This is a genomic window from Paenibacillus sp. FSL R5-0887 (assembly GCF_038002305.1).
In the GTDB taxonomy this organism is placed as follows: domain Bacteria; phylum Bacillota; class Bacilli; order Paenibacillales; family Paenibacillaceae; genus Paenibacillus_AQ; species Paenibacillus_AQ odorifer.
In genome coordinates, this window is record NZ_JBBOCE010000001.1 from 3,262,169 (window position 1) to 3,284,295 (window position 22,127).

The following is a 22,127-nucleotide window of genomic DNA, read 5'->3' on the forward strand; positions in this document are numbered from 1 at the left end:
AATACGAGCGCTTTTCTGGGCAATAGCTGCACTGGAGTCCGAAACTTCGCTCAAAAGGCGATAAATTTGCAAATAGCGTCTTCTGGGTCCGCAAGCCCACGTAGATAATTCAAAGCATTTAGTGTGTTTAAAAAAGCTGGAGACCAGTCGGGGGTTCCAAGGTTAAGGGTTCGGGGTTCGGGGTTCGGGGTTCGGGGTTCGGGGTTCGGGGTTCGGGGTTCGGGGTTCGGGGTTCGGGGTTCGGGGTTCGGGGTTCGGGGTTCGGGGTTCGGGGTTCGGGGTTCGGGGTTCGGGGTTCGGGGTTCGGGGTTCGGGGTTCGGGGTTCGGGGTTCGGGGTTCGGGGTTCGGGGTTCGGGGTTCGGGGTTGTCGGGGTCACCGGGTTCACCGGGGTTACCGGGGTTACCGAATTTACCGGGGTTACCAGGTTTACCGAGGTTACGGGATTGGCCGAGTTAGCCAAACACGCAGAATTCCGCAGGTTCAAGCATCACAGCTCCTCCAAAGATTTGCATGAGGTTAGTTAACTGGCCCTGCCCTAATCTCATGCTAAACAAAAACGCAGAGCCGCGATCCCCCAAGAACGGGAGGTCGCTGCTCTGCTGTCTTTTTCTATTCATTTACTGAATGAATGAGTTAGGATATCAGTCCCCGCGAAACGCACGTTTCACACGATCAAAGAAGGACTGCTCGTGCTCATGTGTGTTTTCTCCGTTCAGAGAAGCGAACTGGCGTAGCAATTCTTTTTGCTCTTCATTGAGCTTGCTAGGTGTCACAACAATTACCCGTACATGCTGATCACCTTGGCCAGATCCACGCAGACGTGGAACACCTTTACCTTTGAGGCGGAAGAAAGTGCCTGTTTGCGTTCCGGCAGGAATCTTCAGCTTCACTTTTTCGGTTAAGGTTGGAATTTCAATCTCATCACCAAGTGCTGCCTGTGCAAACGTAAGCGGAACCTCGCACATAATATCATCGTTCTCACGCACGAAGAAATCATGCGATTTAACACGGATAACAATATACAAGTCTCCAGCAGGACCGCCGCGTAAGCCGCCTTCGCCTTCGCCAGTCATGCGCAGCTGTGCACCGTCATCAACACCGGCCGGGATGCGCACATGGATCTTGCGTTGCTTTTTAACCTTACCCTGTCCGGCGCAAGTCGTACATTTTTCCTTAATAATCTTACCTGTACCACTGCAATGTGAACAAGGACGACGATTACGCATCTGTCCAAGCGGTGTATTCTGTACGAATTCCTGTTGTCCACTACCATGACATACGGAACAAGTCTCTGGTTTAGTGCCCGGTTTAGCCCCGGAGCCGTAGCAGGTATCGCAAGTTTCTGTACGTGGAATAGTAATATCGGTTTCTTTGCCGAATACCGCTTCCTTGAATTCAATGGTCATGGTATACTGCAAATCCCCACCGCGCTGCGGTGCGTTAGGATCACGGCGTCCGCCGCCTCCAAAGAACATATCAAAGATATCGCCAAGCCCTCCGAAGTCGCCACCACCGCCGCCTCCGAAGCCGCCCATACCTTGGTTAGGGTCAATATGGCCATATTGGTCATATCTAGCTCGCTGTTGTCCATCACTAAGAACATCATAAGCTTCTTTTACTTCCTTAAACTTAGCTTCAGCGTCATCTGCTTTATTCACGTCTGGGTGATATTGGCGCGCCAATTTCCGGTACGCTTTTTTCACCTCATCGTCTGAAGCATCTCTACTAAGGCCAAGCACTTCATAATAATCGCGTTTATCTGCCACTGCTTTCACCTCCGTGCATACATACTCAAATTCCTTATTACCTGTCAAACAAACCATTATACGATAAAACCTCAGGATCTGACCATCCAGATTCAGCGATGTTTATTCTTACAATATCAGAAGGCGCATTCGCAAAGAGTGTGCAATCTGATATTACAAAAGGAAAGTCAAAACACGGGATGACCCGGTTTTGACCTTCCCTTCTTAACTATATAAGAATTTATCAGTTTCCTATTACACTTATCGTATAAGGTTACCCTTGATTCTTATCTTCGTCAACAACCTCATAGTCAGCGTCAACTACATTATCTTTTTTAGGAGCGCCTTCAGCGGCTCCAGCGCCACCTTCAGCACCTTGCTCAGCTTGAGCAGCTTGTTCGTACAGCTTCATGGACAACTGTTGTACAATCTCAGTCAATGCTTCTGTAGCTGCATTGATTTCTTCAAGATTGTCAGTTTCAAGTGCTGTTTTAACTTTATCTTTAGCTTCATTTGCTTTTTCAACATCAGAAGCATCAGCTTTATCGCCAAGGTCTTTAATTACTTTTTCAGTAGAATACACGAGTTGGTCAGCACCGTTCTTCGCTTCCACCAGTTCTTTACGCTTACGGTCTTCCTCAGCGTGAAGCTCGGCATCCTTCATCATTTGTTCTACTTCTGCGTCGCTCAGGCCGCTGGAAGAAGTGATAGTGATTTTTTGGCTCTTGTTCGTGCCTTTATCTGTTGCAGATACATTTACGATACCGTTGGCATCAATATCGAAAGAAACTTCGATTTGTGGCACGCCACGTGGTGCTGGTGGAATCTCGTTCAGCATGAAGCGTCCCAGTGTCTTGTTGCCATTTGCCATTTGACGCTCACCTTGCAGCACGTGAATCTCTACGCTAGGTTGGTTGTCAGCAAAGGTTGAGAATACTTGGGATTTGCTTGTAGGAATCGTAGTATTACGCTCGATCATCTTCGTGAACACGCCACCTGCAGTTTCAATACCCAGGGAAAGCGGAGTTACGTCAAGCAATACAACGTCTTTAACATCACCAGTCAATACACCCGCTTGAACAGCAGCACCAAGAGCTACTACTTCATCCGGATTCACACCTTTGTGTGGTTCTTTGCCAGTAAGCTTTTTGATAGCATCTTGTACAGCTGGGATACGTGTAGAACCACCAACCAGAACGATTCTAGTAAGGTCTGCAGGGGTCATGCCAGCATCAGACAATGCTTGACGAGTTGGTCCCAATGTACGTTCTACCAGACCAGCAGTCAGTTCATCAAATTTCGCACGAGTCAAGTTGATCTCTAAGTGCTGAGGTACGCCGTCAACCACAGTGATGAACGGAAGCGATACAGTTGTTGTCAGTACGCCTGACAATTCTTTTTTCGCTTTTTCAGCTGCATCTTTCAAACGTTGCACAGCAGATTTATCTTTGCTCAGATCAATGCCTTGCTCTTTTTTGAATTCGGATACCAGGTAATCCATAACCACTTGGTCAAAGTCGTCGCCACCCAGCTTGTTGTCGCCGCTTGTAGCTTTTACTTCGAAGAAGCCATCACCAAGTTCAAGGATGGATACGTCAAAAGTACCGCCACCAAGGTCATAGACTAGAATGGTTTGATCTTCGGATTTCTCCAGACCATATGCCAAAGCTGCTGCTGTTGGCTCGTTCACAATACGCAGAACTTCCAAACCTGCAATTTTACCTGCATCTTTGGTAGCTTGACGTTGGCTGTCATTAAAATAAGCAGGAACAGTGATAACTGCTTGAGTAACAGTTTGGCCAAGATAAGCCTCTGCATCGGATTTCAGCTTTTGCAGAATCATTGCCGAAATTTCTTGTGGGGAGTAGTCTTTACCATCAATGCTTTCTTTGTGGTTAGTACCCATGTGACGTTTAACAGAGCTGATCGTACGATCAGGGTTAGTAATTGCTTGGCGTTTAGCCGTTTCACCGACGATACGCTCGCCGTCTTTCTTAAAGCCTACAACCGAAGGGGTTGTACGCGCGCCTTCTGGGTTTGGAATTACTACGGCTTCGCCGCCTTCCATAACGGCAACGCAAGAGTTCGTGGTTCCTAAGTCAATACCGATAACTTTACTCACAATAATTTGCCTCCTCTAAAGTTATATGGAGCCTAAGCTCAATAAATTTATAAAAATATCAAAAAAATTCGATTGATAATAAACTATCCGGGCAACAGCCTGCAATCGGATAAATAGTAGGCAAAAGCACTGCTGCTTTATGGCGAGCAGAAACTGCCCGTCCTATATAGACAGACTACATGCTGACTTTGACCATGGCCGGACGAAGAACTCTATCTTTCAGAAGATATCCCTTTTGAACCTCTTCTGTAACGATACCCTCTTCGTACTCCTCGCTCTCAACCTGCATAATAGCCTGATGGTATTCAGGATTAAAAGGCTGTCCTACTGTTTCCATAGCTGTAAGCCCCTCAGCCTTCAATACCCCATCCAGCTGACGGAAAATCATATTAACGCCCTTCGCGAAAGCTTCGGATTCAGGATTAGCTGGAGTAGTGACTAACGCACGCTCGAAATTGTCCAGCACGGAAAGCAATTCCGTCAGGAGCTTGGAGGTAGCATATTGAGCCAACTCTTCTTTTTCCTTCTGGGTACGACGACGGAAGTTATCAAAATCAGCTTGTGCACGCAGTGCACGACCTTGATATTCATCAGCAAGATCCTGTAGGCGTTTCACCTCAGCACCTGTATCTGAAGCACCTTCACTAACGTTTTCAGCTGTAAATGAGTCGGCATCTGAGACTACTTCAGCCACAGGCTCCTCATTGATCAATTCCTCTTTGAATTCATTAGAATCTTGAACTTGTTCCTTTTTCAAGTTGTCTTCACCTCCTTAAAATCATTCACGAAATCATGTTGACTCTGTTCACTTATACCAGTGCGCCAGCATCGCTGTCAAATCTCGGGATAAAATGCCCAAGATCCCCATCACTCTTGCATATTCCATACGGGTCGGCCCAAGGATCCCAATGCTTCCTAGTGCCTGCCCATCAAGTGAATAAGTGGCGGTGATCAGACTACAGTTAGCGAACGCTTCGTGATTGTTTTCTGTTCCTATTCGTACTTGAATACCTGTGCCACCCACTGTAGGGGCCAGCATTTTGAGCAGTGTCGGTGTCTCTTCCAGCAGATCAAGAATACTCTTCACCTTGTCTACGTCTTTGAACTCAGGCTGTGTCAGCATATTCGTTGCTCCGCTGAGATAGATGCGCTGCTCTTGATCGCTTTCCAGCGCGGTGTCCAGCACCTGCATTAATTCTTCATAATGTGAGATGTGACGCTGCATTTCTTCGCCAAGCTCGGAATAGAGCCGAGTCTTCAGCTTATAGAGTGGTACATTGACCAGTTTACTATTCAGTAGGTTAACCACTTTCTCCATCTCGGAAACAGAAATCTCCGGCGGAATGTTCACCGTACGATTCTCAACTTGCCCCGTACTTGTGACGATAATGGCCACAGCGGTTGTATCATCTAGTGGTAACAACTGAAAATGACGCAATGAAGTATGAAAAACCTCCGGTCCCAGCAGGATGGAAGTATAATTCGTCATATTGGAAAGAATCATCGCCGCATGTTGGATTACCTGCTCCATTGCATTTAGCTTCTCGGCAAAAAAAGCGCGGATCGTGCCCATTTCTGCCGTTTCGGCGGAATTCCACGGTACCAAATGATCCACATAATATCGGTATCCTTTATGGGAAGGAATTCTTCCCGCCGATGTATGAGGCTGCTCGAGATAACCTAAATCCTCTAGGTCAGCCATTTCATTTCGAATCGTAGCCGGACTGTATCCTACATCTCCCCGTTTAGAAATGCTGCGAGATCCTACTGGCTCTGCCGATGAAATATAATCATCCACAATTGCATTTAGTATCATTCTCTGGCGATCAGTTAACATGTTATTCCCTCCTATCGGCTGTGGCTCCGATTCGTTAGCACTCGACTCAGATGAGTGCTAACCACTAATACAAAAATACCAAACTGACATTGACATTGTCAAGTCAGTTCAGTATCTTAAGCACTGCTATTTCATCGCAGGCATGCTGCTTTTTACAATTCACGCAATCTGTCCATACTTTTTCAGGGAAAATCTCTTTCTGGACAACTTCAAATCCATTTCTAAGAAAAAAATCAACAGCATAGGTTAGTGCCATAACCTTTGGGATTTTCTGGTTCCTAGCTTCCTCGACCAGCTTCGCCAATATCATGGAGCCTACGCCTTTACCCTTGCCTTCATCATTCAATCCAATTGAACGAATCTCTACGAGATCATTCCCGAGCTTGAAAAGTGAACCACAGCCTACGAATCTGCCTTCGATTTCGGCAACTACGAATTGATCGATCTGGCGTGTCAGCGCCTGCCGGGAACGGGGCAACATGATGCCGCGCTGGGCATACTCTTCTATCATTAGATACAATGGCTCAACGTCTTCTACCACAGCATTTCTACAAATCACCTGTGCGTCTCCCGCTGGAGACGAATGGCGAATCATTTCCGTCTTGGCAAGCACTTTGGTTCACCCCTCTGTTGATAATATGAATAAATATACAACAGAGTGAATTACAATTCAAGGGGTATTTTAAAATTAAACTTCTGTCAGGGCGCCTACAAATTCAGCAAAAACATCGTTCCCAAACAAGATTCCTTGCTTGCTGAGTCGGTAAACCCCTGCTTCTTGTTCCAACAGCCCTGCATGCAGCATTTTATGCAAGGATTTCTCGAATACTTCCTCTATTGAACGCCCGAATTGCGCCTGAAAAGCTTCATTAGAGACGCCCTCATGCATACGCAAGCCGACCATCATAAAGTCTTCCATCGCTTCTGCTTCTGAGATTGGGTATGCATCCAGTCGTGGCAGCCCTTTACGTGTGGCTTCTACATATGGATTTACGCCCTTAACATTAATATGCCGCTGACGTCCCACATATCCATGCGCTCCTGCTCCTAGACCATAATAATCTTCATTACGCCAGTAGGTGATATTATGGCGGCTCTCCATTCCTGGTTTCGCGAAGTTACTGATCTCGTATTGATTGTAACCCGCTTCCTTCATAGAGGACATCAACAGGAGGTACATTTGCAATTCATCTTCTTCATTAGGAAGAGGAAGTTTGTTCTTATTAAACAGCGTGTGAAAAAGAGTATTCTCCTCCACCTTCAAGCTGTAAATAGAATAGTGGGGTAGATCCAGCTCCAACGCCTTGGTGATACTTTCGCCCAACATCTCAACAGTTTGATTAGGCAGCCCAAACATCAGGTCAACCGAAAGATTATTTAGTCCAACTGCACGTGCATTCTCTAGGCTCCGGTATACATCATCTACATTATGAATCCGGCCGATGCCTGTGAGCAGCTCGTTCTGAAATGCTTGAACACCAAAGCTCACCCGGTTCACGCCGCCTTCTTTCATAACCGTCAGCTTGTCCAGATCCGTTGTTCCAGGGTTAGCTTCCATAGAGAACTCAATATCTTTATCCCAGTTTGGGAAATGCGTGCGAACAGACTTTAAGAAATAAGCCATTTCATCAGGTTTTAAAACAGTGGGTGTGCCTCCGCCGACGAAGATCGTTTTGATAACACCCGGAGGGGTGTTCTTGACGGTCTGCTCCATCTCTCGATCCAAAGCTTCGAGATAATCCATAACTGGCTGATCCTTGAGTACATAGGAATTGAAATCACAATAAAAGCACTTATTGGTACAAAAAGGGATATGAATGTATACAGCCTCAGGGGGACGGCCATTAGTCTTCGTTGTCATTAGCTGTCTCCTTTATATAAAAATATCGTTTGAATAGTGTAATCTAAAAAACAAGAAAAGGGAAGCCTGACGGCTTCCCTCCGAGGGCGTTCATTTATAAATGAACTCTATTTTATAATATAAGAAAGTATAAGTTTTACGTTATCCTATATATTTTGTATTTCCCGCAGAAACGGATACCGTCCCTATAAGGACGGCAAAGCCGTTGCTTCTTGATAAATCCGCATTTCCACAAGTTCGGCATGTACTCCACCGTTAGTTTCATGAATAACGATCCGGACAGCATCTGTAAGGACAGGCGTCTCTAATCGATGAACATTCTTCCGGCGATGGTTATCTTTGACACGGAGCATGACTTGCCACGCGCCATCAATGAGCAGCTCTACATCATAGTTCTTTACCAGTTCAGGAATCACTAGAAATGGCGTTTCATGGTGATGTAAGTTGATGAGATCTTCATTGACATCATCATTAAAGGTGAAGTGGATTTCGGAGACTGGAGCAGCATCCGGGAGACGCACCTCTACCCACTCCGATCTACCCGCGGTCATCGGCTCAGAAACCCAGCTATGCGGCCCCGCGAAAGGTCGAACATATCCATCAATGACTTTAGATGCAGCATATGCCGATGTTTCTACTGCAAAGCAGAAATGCCTGCGTACAAGTTGTTTCATGCTCCACTCTATCACCGGCTGATCTGGCTGATGATCCTCCAGCGCTGAATCAACAACGGATTTAGCACCGCGCTCAAATGTAATGACACCTGTGATTGGGGTTTGTGAAATATGCAATTGAAGGTGTTCATTAGCTCGAATAATAGCGAAGATATTACATTCACCGATAAGACTACATTTCTCCTCTTGTATCGGTACTTCAATCCATTGCTGCTCTCCAGCCTGTACTGGTATAACATCAACCTGTTTGCACTCCGCCGGCACGTAATTTTCCGCGCGTCCAGTCGTCCATATCTCCACGGTCAGCTGCGTCTGAATAGTTGCTGACACAAGCAGCCTTAACCCACGGATACTTCCTTCAACCGGAAACAAAATCCCTACATCATGAGAAAGCTCATAAGCTTCGGCTGGACGATCCAGCAGGATACCATTCAACGTGCTGGATGCATGAATCTCGCTTTTTCTGGCGAGGTCCAGTGGATCTTCGTTACGTAATCCAATAATCGAAGCATCTTGCTTTAACATCACCTGTTGTAATTCATGCATATGATGCTCGCGAATTACACGTGGGGTCACACCTTTGATGACGGATAAAGCTGCACCTGCTCCAGCTGCTTCACCCATGATCGCACAGGTTGCCATAACACGTGTGGTTCCAAAAGCCACATGAGATGCACTGATATTACGACCCGCGAAGAATAGATTCCGCACATTCTTCGAATATAGCGAACCAAATGGAATATGGTAGATCCCGTCCGCATGCAGATGCTTGGAGCCACTCTCTTCTGCGTACATCCCTTGCGGTGGATGCAGATCAATCGACCATCCTCCGAATCCAATCCGGTCTGCAAATTCACGCTGCGCAAGAATATCATTTTGCGTTAAGATCGTATCGCCAACAAACCGTCTGTATTCACGTTTACCCGGAATTGAGCCAACCCACTCCAGCGTCATATTTTCGGCATCAAAATGACCTGAGTTTTTAATGTAATCCCAAATCCCATAAATAACAGAGGATAGTTCATCACGTATACGTTCATTCTCATCCACCGTATCAAGCTCGCCGCCCCACTCAATCCACCAATAGTGACAGCCTGAATCCCCACTCCGAATGACCCGGCGGATCGGGATAGACGTTGTTGTAATATCCTTCGCGAATGAGGGTGCAACATAACGTACCGGTTTTCCAGTATCCTGTGTATAGAATAATAATGTACTGCCTAATGTAATATTATCAGGCACTTCTGGTGCCCATTCCTCATTAAATTCATGACGGGCTTCACGTCCTAATCGGAAATCCGCTCCTGCTAGGAAGCCCACTAAACCATCACCCGTACAATCGATGAAAGCATCGCTCTCGAACGTGATTAAACGCTCAGATCCCATCATCCAGCCGGTCACACTCTGAATCGTACGCTCCTCTGCCTCACCTTCCGCTTCCACTTCACGTACATCGGTATTTAGGAACAAGCTGATATTCGATTCTACCTTCACCGCTTCGAGCAAGGTTAGATCCCATAGATATGGATTCCCTTCCGGGTTCCGGTATTGATTCTCGATGAACAGCTCACCCATAATGCCTGTCTCACGTGCATAGCGATTTACACCATGTCCTGTTGCACCACATACCCATACCCGAACCTCTGAACTCGAGTTACCACCAAGTACAGGACGATTCTGTACCAGTGCTACCTTTAACCCAAGACGTGCTGCAGCAATCGCCGCGTTCATCCCTGCAAGTCCACCCCCGACCACTGTCACATCGGATTTAACCGTTTCTGTTCTCATGTCAGTATCCCTCCTATAGTTAGCCTTTCACAGCCGAGCTAGAAATTCCTTGAATAATATATTTCTGACCTATGAAGAAGATAACAATCATTGGAATGATCGCAGCCGACGAAGCGGCCATCATCCCGTTGTAATCCACATTGTTCTCAAGAATAAAATTCTGCAATCCAAGCGGAATGGTATATAGCTTAGGGCTCTGCAAAAATACAAGCGCATTCTCATAATCATTCCATTGCCAGGAGAAATCAAGAATAGCAAACGTAGCGATTGCCGGCTTCGCTAATGGCAGAATTAAGCGGAAAAATATTTTGTAATGACCGGCTCCATCCAGAAAAGCAGATTCCGTAATTTCCTTAGGAATGCCCATAAAGAACTGCCGAAGCATAAATACACCGAAGATCGAGAACATGGCTGGAAGGATTAGGGCCAAATGCGTATTGTAAATCCCAACCCAGTTAAACATGATAAACTTAGGAACAAAAAGCACCTGCGGTGGAACCATCATCATGGATAGATATATGACAAATAGGCCATCCCGCCCTTTAAACGAAGTACGTGAAAATCCGTAAGCGGCAAGGGCAGATAGAAACACAGCTCCCGCAGTTCCAATAATCGATATCTTAAGTGAATTTAAATAATACGGAACAAAATCATAACTTCCTGTCCACACCCGAATATGATTGCTCCAGTTGAGAGATGAAGGCAGCCATTCGTTAAACACCTCGGCAGGTGTCTGGAAAGATGTGCTGAGCATCCATAGAAAAGGCACAATCATAAATAGTCCTAGAACAAACATGATGATCGTTACTGGCAGCTTCACCTTCATGTTTCCTGCTTTTTCATTCATACCGCCTGCTCCTTTAATTTATGGTTTCGGGGTCTCCCGCAAAGCACCACTTTGTAGGGTTATTTAGTAATGAACCCAGCGCTTTTGGCCGATCCACTGAATGACTGTAATGACGAGAATGACGGCGAACAAGAACCATGAAATGACTGAAGCATATCCCATATCGTAATAACTGAATGCTGTTTTATAAACGAATAGTGATAAGACCGTCGTACTTCCGCTAGGTCCTCCAGCCGTAATGGCTTGAATAATCGAGAACGATTTCATCGTCATAATTAATCCGGTAATCATTAATAAAAAAGTTGTTGGACTAACAAGAGGCCATACAATTTTCCATGTTGTTTTGAATGTGCTTGCACCATCGATCCGGGCAGCTTCCAGCTGTTCTGTCGAAATTTCCTGTAGTGCTGCTAAATATATGATCATATTGTAGCCAAGCATCAGCCAGATCTGTACGATATCAATGGCATACATTGCGGTTTCCGTATCCGCAAACCACCCTGGCGGCGATGTTATGCCAATCCAGCGAAGCAGTTCATTGATGGGCCCCTGTGAAGGCTGAAATAGCAGCATCCAGACAAATGCAACGGCTACTCCACTAGAGATATACGGCAGGAAAAACATTCCACGCAATAATCCTTTAAGATACACACTGCGGTTTAGAAATAGCGCCACAATAAAAGCGAGCACCATCGATACTGGAACCGATATCAGGAATATCACCGTATATTTGATCGAGGCATAGAAATTATCGTCATGGAACAACCGTTTGAGATTATCCAGCCCGGTAAATTGCCAATTCGGATTTGAAAATTGATAATTCGTAAACATCAGGACAAAGGAAAAGATTGCAGGAATCACAAAGAATAAGAGAATACCAATCATATTCGGGAGAATAAAAGTCATGCCGATCCAGCCTTGTCTGTCCATCCAGCTTCTCCGCTTCACGGTATCGCCGCCTTTCGTATGCTGAAAAATGGGTACACGAAAGAGAAGAACGAAGAATTCTTCCTCCTTCTCTTTTGTGCCAGCTATTTCTTTATTTCATTAACTCTTGCGAACGGGTTTGCATATTTTTCATCGTGGTATCAATATCTTGCTTATTTAAGAAGTATTTTTCATACTCTTCTTTACGTGCATCAATGGCTTGTTGAGGTACATTTAGCTGGAAGGATGGGAATTTGCCGAATACAATATTATTCATTGAATCTGTATCATATTTGTCTTCTACACCATTCAAGAGAAGGCTCATCGCTTCCTTACTGTCTACACTCTTAGAGGCTGGAATACGCCCCCCGCTTGCCATTGGCAGCATACCGCCATCCGCATACCATTTTGCGAACTCCCAAGCCGCATCCAGGTTCTTGGACTTTGCATTAAGAGCAAGCATGTCGCCCACACCGCCCGAATATTTATAATCCTTTTGATCTTTATTCACTTTTGGAATAGCGGCGAACGCGGTTTTGAAATCATGCGGATAGTCCTTCAAGTTGTTCGCATTGCGGAAAATAAACTCACCGGCTGCCAGCATTGCCGCTTTGCCTTGCAGGAACATGGTATCAACCGGCATTTTACTGGTCAGCTGCTCCCCATATTCCGGTGTGGATTTGTCCACGAACATCATGTTATGCAATATTTCCAGTTGCTGTTTCCAGAGATCATTTCCAAAGTTTGAAGTACCATCCGCCTGTTTCACACCCATTCCAGCAAGCGTACCGTCCATCGTTGTTGCGAAGGAGGAATCTGCCTGCAATAATCCGTACACACCAGGTTTCGTTAGCTTCTTCGCATACTCCTCAAGATCTGACCAAGTCCAGTCCACCGCAGGAATTGGTAATCCTGCTGCATCCAGCATATCTTTGTTCAACCATACAAACGCCATGTTTTTCTTTGTAGGAATCCCATAGTATTTATCATTGATTTTCCACATCGCTGCGTCCTCGCCGATCTGGCTGTCGATATCATAATCTGTTTTCGTGCTTAGATCCAAGGCAACGCCTGCATCCATACGTTTCTGTAAATGAGCAAGATCGTAGTTCATGAAAAGGTCTATGTTTTGATTGGTCATCAAAGCAGTGTCCAGCTTTAAGTTGCCTGCATCGTCATTTACATTACGGATATACTCGACTTGAATATCTGGATGATCTTTATTCCAGTTATCAACTACAGCTTGAGGCCCGGCTTCTGCAGGAACTGCCCCCCACATCGTAAGCTTTATTTTCTCCTTTGCTGTTTCTCCATTTGCACTGCCCTGCGATTCATTACTTCCACCACTCCCACAACCAGCCAGCATCGTACCTGCTAATAAGACAGAAAGCAATGCAGGATACCACTTTTTCTTCATAGATAGCTTCCCCCTTGGAAGGATTATGTGTTGTGCTCTACATCTATAACTTTATCATCAGAGCGGATTCTGGGGGATGAACTACATTTGGGAACTTATAGAACGTTTTTTGGTTCTTTACGGAATTCATTTGGCGTGACACCACACCACTTTTTGAAGATTTTTATAAAATAATTATCGTTCTCAAAGCCTACTTGCTGCCCAATCTCGCTAATTGTTAGCTTCGTTTCTGCAAGCAGCATTTTCCCAGCCTGAATCCGACGCTCTTGAATATAATTGGTCAACGTTTTCCCTGTCTTTTTCTTGAATAAGTCACTTATATAGCTGGCATCCATCCGGATCAACTCTGACATGGATTTGAGCGAGATGTCCTCAGCATAATGTTCTTCAATATAAGCTATAATTTTGTTCATCTCCACATGATCTGTCGGTCCCGTTTGTTGCTTCTCAGGAAACCATTTATCGGCTTTCTTCATCTTCACCATTCGCTCCAGCTCGGCCTGAACCTTACCCATCGTCTGCTTCAAACCTTGGAGATCTAAAGATAACTTCAAAATGTAGTCCGAAGCCCCAAATACGAGCGCCTGCCGGGCGTATTCAAATTCACTCAATGCAGTTAACATTACAAACCGGCAGTCGAAGCCTTCCTCTCGCGCAATTTGAAGAAGCTTCACCCCATCCATCACTGGCATATTGATATCCGTCACTACCACATCAGGCTGCAGCTCACGAATCATTTGCAAGCCTACTTCTCCATTCTCCGCCTCACCTATAATTTCAAACGGGATTCCAGCCTTTAAGAATAGCTTCCGTATACTTTTAACCGCAGGTTGTTCATCATCCACAATTAACGTTCTCCACATGTGAGCTTACCTCCATCGTAAGGTTTTGAAATAAGGAATGGAAAATGGATGATCACTTCAGTTCCTGTGTCTGATGACACAATGTCCATACCTGTCCGTTGATTCTTGAACAACAGTTCTAAGCTCTCCCTAATATTCTGAACACCGATTCCTTTACGTTTCCGTATAGCCTTATTCAGCTGTGCTCTTTCTATCCCCATGCCGTTATCTCTAACCTTTAGATACAGCTGTTGCTCAGTCACTTTAGCGGAGATATCAATTCTCCCTTGTTTTACAGACTGACCGAAGCCGTGAATCAAGCTATTTTCAATTAAGGGCTGCAGACAAAATTTAGGGATTAATGCGTATTGCAGTTCCTCGTTGATATCATATTGAATTTCAATCCCATGTCCAAAACGTTGCCGCTGTATCTCCATGTAAGATTCTATTAGTACGATTTCATCCTTTAACAGGATCAAATCGACTTCAGTATTTAAGGTTGTCTCCAATATTTTTCCTAGTGCAACACAAATTCCATAAATTTCATCATCATCTTTATCTAAGGCAATGCTCTTTATCGTATTCAATGTATTTAGTAGAAAATGCGGGTTCATCTGCGAAAGTAATACCTGAAATCGAACGAATTGCTTCTGTTTTTCTTCAAGCTGAAGTCGCTGCAACAGCTCATTTAAATCATGGATCATGATATTGAAACTCTGAGTCAGGGCAAGAATCTCTCCCCGCCCTTGCTCGGGTAATTTCATTTTGAGATTCGTCTTAGCGGTCATTTCCATCTTCTTCTGTAGCTTCTTAAGCGGTACTGTAATCGTCGATGATATGAAATAAGTTAATAGAACAAATAGCAGCAGAATGATTCCAAATCCACCAAAAAAACGTCGTTTCTGCTTGTCTACCTCAAGAAATAGCTGTGCTAGCTGCACCTTTTTAACAACATAGCCATTTAACTCCTCGATGTAGCTGTATGTGTATAAACTTTCCTCCTTCGGGTCGACAATGGATGCAGCACGCCCCGTCTGCCGCTGGTTGGCGCTCTTCACAATACTCTGCGCAATATCAGGGGAAAAAGTCTCATCCTTAAGCGGATTAAGCATCACACCCCCCAAGGCATCGAGTAGAAATAAAGCCCCTTCCTGTTTACTCCCTAACGTTGATCTGGTAAACCACTCCTCATAATCGATACTTAATCTTGCATAGGCATAAATATTCAAACCATTATCACGCATAACCTCATAGAGACTAAGCATTTTCTTACTTGTTGTACTTTCCCGGACCACATTATTCTTGTCATTCGGATTCCATATATATCGATTCGTTCCTTCTCGCTTCAAGGCTTGAACCCAATCCTCCGATTGAATTTCGTCGTAGCTTAAGGTTTCCTTTGGCATAAAGGAAGTGTATGCGTTTCCATGAAGGTCGATTAATGTATAGTACACCGTCGCTCCACTCATAAAGAATGTATTTTCAATCGCTCCAAACTTGTTTTCAACGAGTTTTTTTCTCGTGATTTCATCAGATTGCTCGGGATTCTTCATTATCGATAAAATCGTCGTATCTTGTTCGAGTAATGACCCTGTTTTCATCACGAGACTCATGAGATCAACAAAACCATTCTTAATACCAATAAGCTGCTCTATATTCTTCGTTTCCGCATTATCCTGCAGCATTTGTTCTGTCTCTTTAAAGTTATATAGAACGAGTATGGCAATGGGTGTTAGTACCAACAGCAAGAAAGCTAACAAAATCCGATTCTTAAAGGTACTTGGCGTAAGTTTCAAATATAATCGCTTCACGAGGACTCCCCTCACTTTGTATGTGCTTACAATCCTTCCCCCTATTGTAATCTGCTCCTGCTTAAAAAAATAGAGCCGGGATATTCTCCCGGCTCTACCTATTTTCTACTCGTCGATCTTCAGTACTGCCATAAACGCTTCTTGTGGTACTTCTACACTACCCACTTGCTTCATGCGTTTCTTACCTTCTTTTTGCTTCTCCAGCAGCTTCCGTTTACGGGAAATATCGCCGCCGTAACATTTAGCAAGTACGTTTTTGCGCATCGCCTTAACGGTTTCACGCGCAACCACCTTCGTACCCACAGAGGCTTGAATCGGCACTTCGAACATTTGACGTGGGATAATCCCCCGCAGCTTCTCACAAATGATACGTCCGCGGTTGTAGGCACGATCGCGGTGAACGATAAAGGACAAGGCATCGACCTGCTCATTGTTAAGCAAGATATCCATCTTGACCAGATTCGAACGACGGTATCCGCAAATTTCATAGTCGTAAGAAGCATATCCTTTCGTACCGGATTTCAACTGATCAAAGAAATCATAAACGATCTCTGACAGCGGAATCTCGTACGTAATCGTTACACGATTAGTATCTAGATATTCCATATTTACGAACTCGCCGCGTTTGTTCTGGCACAGTTCCATTACAGTACCCACGAAGTCGTTAGGCACAATGATCGCTGCTTTAACATACGGCTCTTCAATGTAGTCAATCGTACCGATCTCCGGATAATGTGACGGGTTGTCGATTTGGATCATTTCGCCATTGGTCAGCATAATTCGGTAAATAACACTCGGCGCTGTTGTGATTAGCGGCAAATTGAACTCGCGCTCAATCCGCTCTTGAATAATCTCCATATGCAAGAGTCCAAGGAAACCGCAACGGAAACCAAATCCAAGTGCGCTTGAGCTTTCCGGCTCAAAGCTTAGCGAAGCATCATTTAGCTGGAGCTTCTCCAGTGCCTCACGAAGATCGTTATAATCGGAAGTCTCAATCGGATACAACCCGCAATATACCATCGGATTGATCTTACGGTAACCCGGAAGCGGCTCAGCAGTAGGATTCTTTGCGTCAGTGACAGTATCACCGACACGGGTATCTCCAACATGCTTGATCCCAGCTACGATAAAGCCAACATCACCGATGTTCAATTCATCGACAATGGTCATACGTGGCATAAATGCGCCAACTTCAATGACCTCGAAGGTCTTCTCAGTTGCCATCATCTTAATCTTCGAACCCGCACGGATCTTCCCGTCCATTACGCGCACATAGACGATAACGCCTTTGTATGGATCGTAGTGAGAGTCAAAGATCAATGCTTTAAGCGGCTCTTCTGAATTACCGGATGGCGCAGGAACCTGCTTCACCACCTGCTCCAGAATTTCCTTGATTCCGATACCGGCTTTGGCAGATGCCATAACCGCTTCACTGGTATCCAGCCCGATAACATCCTCAATCTCCTGCTTTACCCGGTCAGGGTCAGCGTTTGGCAAATCAATTTTGTTGAGCACAGGTAGGATTTCCAGGTTATTATCCAGTGCTAAATACACATTGGCCAGCGTCTGTGCTTCAATTCCTTGAGCCGCATCCACAACCAGCAGTGCGCCTTCACATGCTGCAAGACTGCGGGAAACTTCATAGGTGAAATCGACGTGCCCCGGTGTATCAATCAAGTTGAGATAATACTCTACACCATCGTCTGCACGATAGGTTAAACGCACGGCTTGCAGCTTTATTGTGATACCACGTTCGCGCTCCAGATCCATCTGATCGAGTACCTGTTCCTGCATTTCACGCGTGGTTAGTGCCCCCGTGTATTCCAAAATGCGGTCAGCTAGTGTCGATTTACCATGGTCTATATGTGCAATAATCGAGAAATTGCGAATTTGTTGTTGTCTTTTCTGAACGTCAGTCATTCCTTACCCCCACAGACAGCCTGATATTAATCCACTTATTATAACAGTACAAGCTTACTCCATCAATCCCGCGCTGGCCCAAAACAAAAGAAACAGCTATACACGATCCCGTGAAATAACCGTTTCTTCTAAATTTGCTGTTAATTTTCTGCCGAAGCGAACAATGAAACTACCCAGCGGATTCCCTTCTGGGAAGCCTGCTGCAAGAGACCTGCCGTCTTATCTGCCAGAACATCGACTGTAGGCTTTTGCTCCTCAGGAATTAGAATTTGCTCCGGAGATTTCGTACTATAATCATCCACAACTTGTTGAGGAGGATCTGCGGCTGGCGTTGTATTGCTATTTTGAGGCAAAGGAGAGACGGCCGTATAAGCACCTGTGACAGGATCGATCACCATTGGCACATATACATAAGTCTGCCCACCCTGTGTCACACCATTCTTTTGCAGTTGTGGCTGTGGCTGCATGCCTGTTACTTGACTGGTGGGTGTAGTCGGGCTGGCATTCCAGCCGGGCAGAATCTTAGAGACTGTTGAACCACCGCTTCCGCCGAACTGTATCCCTAAGAGGATGCCAATCCCTGCCCAAATCCCGACCATAACCAGTTTTTTTCCGAAACGCGACATGTACACCACTCCTTTTTAATCCTTGGTAATTTATTTTAAGAAGCTCCGTTTGATTTCTTTGGTGTTGTAGTGGGATTCGCCACTTTTTCAGGTGCGTTCACCTTCTCAGCGTCATGACTGCTCCAGTAAACATCAGCGATAGCATCCGCCAAAATATCAGCCGTACGCTTTAATTCCTCAGCCGAGTTATCAATTCCGCCCACTTCAATCAAAACACTATTGGGAGACAGGGTCTGATTGTACTCTCCGTTGTTGCCTTTACCCGCAGCTTTTCCCCATATCCCACGAGATATTCCCGGGTAATTCTTTTCAAGCTGTTGATGAATCTTATTGGCAAACTCTTCGTTCTTCTTCCAGTCTTTATTTGCATGTCCAATAATAAAATAGACCTGTGCGTAGCTTTTCCCGTCAATAACAGCTGTTGTTTTGCTATGACGCTGCGAATCGCGGTGAATGTCGATAAAACTATCCATTTCCTCATTTGCGCTGAGTGCTGATTTAACCAAGATCCGGGAATATTTATAGGAAAAGTTCCAGTTATAGTCGGTGATTTTGGTTGGAAAATCTTCTTTGGCATGAACCGTACCAATCCCGAGCTGTTCCAGTCTTTTCGTAATATATGATCCTACCAGCATTACATTTTTAGTTGAAACTCCGGAGCTGGGATTTTCATTTGCTGCCCCTAACAGAGGATTGTAGGCCTCTCTAGGATGTGAATGATAGATTAGAATCCGTTTGATGGAGGTATCCTTAGTGCTGTCTGTGCCGCTTTGCGGATCACTCTTATCCGTCCCTTCCTCCGCTGATGGTTCAGGGGATGGTGCAACCGTCGCTTCAGGCTGCTGTGTTGTAGTATCTCCATGCTTGTCCCCTTCGTCCGGAACAGAAGTTTCTGCATCTTCACCACCCTCAGCCAGTTCATCAGTCCCAGGATGATAATCCACTGGTGCTCCTGTAGATCCACCCGAACCTTTCCGCAAAAGAAATGGATCATCCGCCGCCATCCCCGGCACTTCACGAGAGACTAGACTCTTAGGGTCACCTGGATTCACACTGGTTAGCAACTGAAATACGAAAGAAGTTACCTTTTCACCTGAAAAAGCGGAAGGCTCTTTACCCTGCGGTAAATGCGGCACCTCCATCCCCAGCAGCTCCATGAAAAAACCACTGGACAGGGAGGCGGCAAGCCCCTTCATTGAAGGAATGGGTGAAGAGCTAAGCTTCTGTCCGGCCAATCCACCGGCTCCAAGCAGCATAAAAAATACTAGTGAACCTCCGGCCAACAGCAGCATCGTTCTCCCCAGCGATAAAACATCCAGCATTTTTCCCCTTAAACGGCCGATGTTCCAAAGCTGAAACCATTTTTTATTCATTGTAGTTATGTCCTCCTCCAGCCCTCTGTAATCTCTTATACTCCAAATCTATGAGTGCAAGAGCAATACTAGAACCGAAAATGAGAGAATAGACATAAAGCCCGTACAGGATACCTTAATTCAGCATCCCGCCGGGCTAAACAAACCATAATTCAGTTAGTGGGTATACGCGCCAACATTCTCAGGATCAACCGCATCATGTAAAGCCGCATTCAGACCACTGGCCACAATATTCGCGATCCCTTCAATAAATTCATCGATTTCCTTGGGAGTGACGATCAAATCGTGCCCCAGAGGTTCAAGCACTTCCTTCACTAATGACAAGCGTTCCTGCTCAGAGATATCGTCCAGCATCCCCATGATTTCCTTCGTATGGTTTGCTCCTTGCCCGAAGTGATTTTTCATCATCTCCAGCACATTATTCACAATAGTTGAGGCATAGCAGACAGTGGGCACTCCGATTGCGATACAAGGAACACCCAGAATTTCTTGGGTTAATCCACGTCGCTTGTTGCCAATTCCCGAACCGGGATGGATCCCAATGTCGGCAATTTGAATCGTCGTATTGATACGCTCCAGTGACCGGGATGCCAACGCATCTATGGCGATAATGAGCTCAGGTTTCGTTCGATCCACGATTCCCTGCACGACTTCACTCGACTCAATCCCAGTCAGCCCAAGCACTCCAGGAGCAATAGCGCTCACCTTACGATAACCAGGGGAGATCTGATCCGGAACCAGCTCATAGAACTGCCGCGTAATGAGTGAGTTCTCCACCACTAAAGGACCCAGTGAATCCGGTGTAACATTCCAGTTACCAAGACCAACAATCAACACAGATGCATCCTTGCCAATCCCAATTCTGATCAAAAAGTCCTCAAATTCGCGGGCAAAAACTTCTGCCACCTTTTGCTGCAAGCCTGTATCTCCGCCACGCAGAGCGGGTACCTCAAGGGTTACATAGTTGCCAATTGCGCGTCCTATTGCCTGTGATCCGGCAGCATTAGCTACACCAAGACGGGTCACTTTAATCCCATCAGACTCTTCCACTTCTTCGTTCACACCAGGGATCGGCGTTCTTTGTGGGCCTTGAGCCATTTCCTTTGCCTCTAATGCCAAATCGGTGCGCACAGAATATAGCTGCAGATCCGGTTCCATTGTGTACCAGCCTCCTAAAAGTTTTGTAAGCATACACTTCCATGAGTTCATCCTCATTTGGCAAGCTTCTGCCTATGCTCTTTTGTCGATAGTGTGCGAGAGAAAGCCAATGTTTATGCAGGATACGGAGGTTTAATTTGAAAGCTTTAAGTATTGCTTTTTGCTACCGGTCATGCTAAACTATTTTAAGTTGTGAATCATTTGATAATGATTTCGAATGTCTTACAGGAGGTGAATGCAATGCCAAATATTAAATCCGCGGTTAAACGCGTAAACACGAACGAAAAACGCCGTGCACTGAATGCTTCCCAAAAATCCGCGCTTCGTACAGCTGTGAAAACTGCTGATGTAGCTCTGACTGGTACGGAAGTAGAAACTGCTCAAGCTGCTTTCCTAGCTGCTTCCAAAAAGCTGGACAAGGCCGTAAGTAAAGGTCTGGTTCATAAAAATGCGGCTGCCCGCAAAAAATCCCGCTTGGCGAAGAAATTGAACGCTCTTACGGCTCAAGCCTAAGACGACATTCATAATGAGCAATTGAAGAACCTGACCGCTATGCTTCATACGGTTAGGTTTTTTTGTGTCTATTAATTAATAATAAGTAGTGTTTAAGAGATGTTTATTAAATGAAAGAAGACCCCCTCAGAGAGGCGGTCTTCTTTCATTTATTTATTCTCTTTTTTCATTTCATAATAGTTACCATCCCATAAAAAAATCATCGTTTGATCGTCTTTAACAATAAAACTGCTACCGGGATTCGTCCAATTATTTATAGATACCGTCATAACCGATTCCGTCTCGATGCCAAGGTCGCTTAATTCATTTCTGTATTCGTTAAAAAAGTCATCCTTTGTTATGTTCTCTTCCTTATATTCAGGGTTCATAATTTCATCTTTATCAAAAGATGCCTTTTCTTGCGAATAAGTTACCCGCATTCCAATAAGCTTTTCATCCTCCGCTGCCGAGACAGGTGTAGAACCTACTAGACCTTGTACACTCCATTCCCCAAAATAAGAAGGTGCATCTGCAGAGGTATTCGTATTCGCAGGCGACTCAGAAGCTGAATCTGACGGTGAATTAGTATCCGTTTTGCCACAGGAACTAATTAATAGAACGAGTAACAGCAGTGCCGAATATTGAAATATTCTTTTCATAGTCAGATCATCTCCAATACTTTTTC

At 45.2% G+C, this 22,127-nt stretch carries 18 protein-coding genes; 1 reads left to right on the forward strand and 17 read right to left on the reverse strand.

Translation table 11 applies throughout. The features are described from left to right. Positions 1-643: 643 nt before the first annotated feature. The 16 genes from dnaJ to gpr form a co-directional block, all read right to left on the reverse strand. On the reverse strand, positions 644-1,768 hold the full coding sequence (gene dnaJ / locus MKY14_RS14560; RefSeq protein ID WP_036677487.1) for a molecular chaperone DnaJ: 1,125 nt from the start codon (positions 1,766-1,768) through the stop codon (positions 644-646). A gap of 253 nt (positions 1,769-2,021) precedes the next feature. Further along, positions 2,022-3,869 carry a molecular chaperone DnaK gene (gene dnaK / locus MKY14_RS14565; protein ID WP_339244538.1) on the reverse strand — a complete coding sequence of 616 codons (1,848 nt, stop codon included), beginning with the start codon at positions 3,867-3,869 and terminating at the stop codon, positions 2,022-2,024. 175 nt (positions 3,870-4,044) lie between these two features. Continuing rightward, positions 4,045-4,626, reverse strand: a complete 582-nt coding sequence (gene grpE, locus MKY14_RS14570; protein ID WP_036677491.1) for a nucleotide exchange factor GrpE — start codon at positions 4,624-4,626, stop codon at positions 4,045-4,047. Positions 4,627-4,674: 48 nt separating this feature from the next. Then, positions 4,675-5,706, reverse strand: a complete 1,032-nt coding sequence (gene hrcA, locus MKY14_RS14575) for a heat-inducible transcriptional repressor HrcA (protein WP_036677493.1) — start codon at positions 5,704-5,706, stop codon at positions 4,675-4,677. Positions 5,707-5,809: 103 nt separating this feature from the next. Next, complete coding sequence (locus MKY14_RS14580) at positions 5,810-6,301, reverse strand: N-acetyltransferase (RefSeq protein WP_051490987.1); 492 nt, start codon at positions 6,299-6,301, stop codon at positions 5,810-5,812. Between the two features lie 93 nt (positions 6,302-6,394). Further along, positions 6,395-7,567, reverse strand: coding sequence for a radical SAM family heme chaperone HemW (hemW, locus tag MKY14_RS14585; RefSeq protein WP_076141559.1), 1,173 nt, complete (start codon positions 7,565-7,567; stop codon positions 6,395-6,397). 185 nt (positions 7,568-7,752) lie between these two features. Beyond that, a complete protein-coding gene (locus tag MKY14_RS14590) occupies positions 7,753-10,029 on the reverse strand; it encodes an FAD-dependent oxidoreductase (RefSeq protein WP_340976715.1) in 2,277 nt (758 codons plus the stop codon). A gap of 19 nt (positions 10,030-10,048) precedes the next feature. Further along, positions 10,049-10,876 carry a carbohydrate ABC transporter permease gene (locus tag MKY14_RS14595; protein WP_076129699.1) on the reverse strand — a complete coding sequence of 276 codons (828 nt, stop codon included), beginning with the start codon at positions 10,874-10,876 and terminating at the stop codon, positions 10,049-10,051. Positions 10,877-10,939: 63 nt separating this feature from the next. Beyond that, positions 10,940-11,824 (reverse strand): carbohydrate ABC transporter permease, encoded by an 885-nt coding sequence (locus MKY14_RS14600; RefSeq protein WP_249267723.1) that lies wholly within the window; start codon positions 11,822-11,824, stop codon positions 10,940-10,942. A gap of 91 nt (positions 11,825-11,915) precedes the next feature. Then, entirely contained in the window at positions 11,916-13,220 is a 1,305-nt protein-coding gene (locus tag MKY14_RS14605) for an ABC transporter substrate-binding protein (RefSeq protein WP_076185485.1), read from the reverse strand. 95 nt (positions 13,221-13,315) lie between these two features. Beyond that, a complete protein-coding gene (locus MKY14_RS14610; protein ID WP_076141556.1) occupies positions 13,316-14,083 on the reverse strand; it encodes a response regulator transcription factor in 768 nt (255 codons plus the stop codon). Next, positions 14,068-15,873, reverse strand: coding sequence for a sensor histidine kinase (locus tag MKY14_RS14615; protein WP_248549491.1), 1,806 nt, complete (start codon positions 15,871-15,873; stop codon positions 14,068-14,070). Before MKY14_RS14615 ends, MKY14_RS14610 begins: the two co-directional genes overlap by 16 nt. Positions 15,874-15,978: 105 nt before the next feature. Continuing rightward, complete coding sequence (lepA, locus tag MKY14_RS14620) at positions 15,979-17,793, reverse strand: translation elongation factor 4 (protein ID WP_036677511.1); 1,815 nt, start codon at positions 17,791-17,793, stop codon at positions 15,979-15,981. A gap of 140 nt (positions 17,794-17,933) precedes the next feature. Then, a complete protein-coding gene (locus MKY14_RS14625) occupies positions 17,934-18,419 on the reverse strand; it encodes a hypothetical protein (protein WP_340976718.1) in 486 nt (161 codons plus the stop codon). Between the two features lie 35 nt (positions 18,420-18,454). Further along, complete coding sequence (locus MKY14_RS14630) at positions 18,455-19,792, reverse strand: stage II sporulation protein P (protein WP_076129693.1); 1,338 nt, start codon at positions 19,790-19,792, stop codon at positions 18,455-18,457. Between the two features lie 156 nt (positions 19,793-19,948). Beyond that, positions 19,949-20,950, reverse strand: coding sequence for a GPR endopeptidase (gene gpr / locus MKY14_RS14635; protein ID WP_036677518.1), 1,002 nt, complete (start codon positions 20,948-20,950; stop codon positions 19,949-19,951). 240 nt (positions 20,951-21,190) lie between these two features. Between gpr and rpsT the strand changes: the two genes are divergently transcribed. Beyond that, complete coding sequence (gene rpsT / locus MKY14_RS14640) at positions 21,191-21,463, forward strand: 30S ribosomal protein S20 (RefSeq protein WP_036677521.1); 273 nt, start codon at positions 21,191-21,193, stop codon at positions 21,461-21,463. A gap of 149 nt (positions 21,464-21,612) precedes the next feature. On the opposite strand, the gene MKY14_RS14645 is transcribed toward rpsT, so the two are convergent. Continuing rightward, positions 21,613-22,101 (reverse strand): hypothetical protein, encoded by a 489-nt coding sequence (locus MKY14_RS14645; RefSeq protein WP_076185489.1) that lies wholly within the window; start codon positions 22,099-22,101, stop codon positions 21,613-21,615. Positions 22,102-22,127 lie beyond the last annotated feature (26 nt).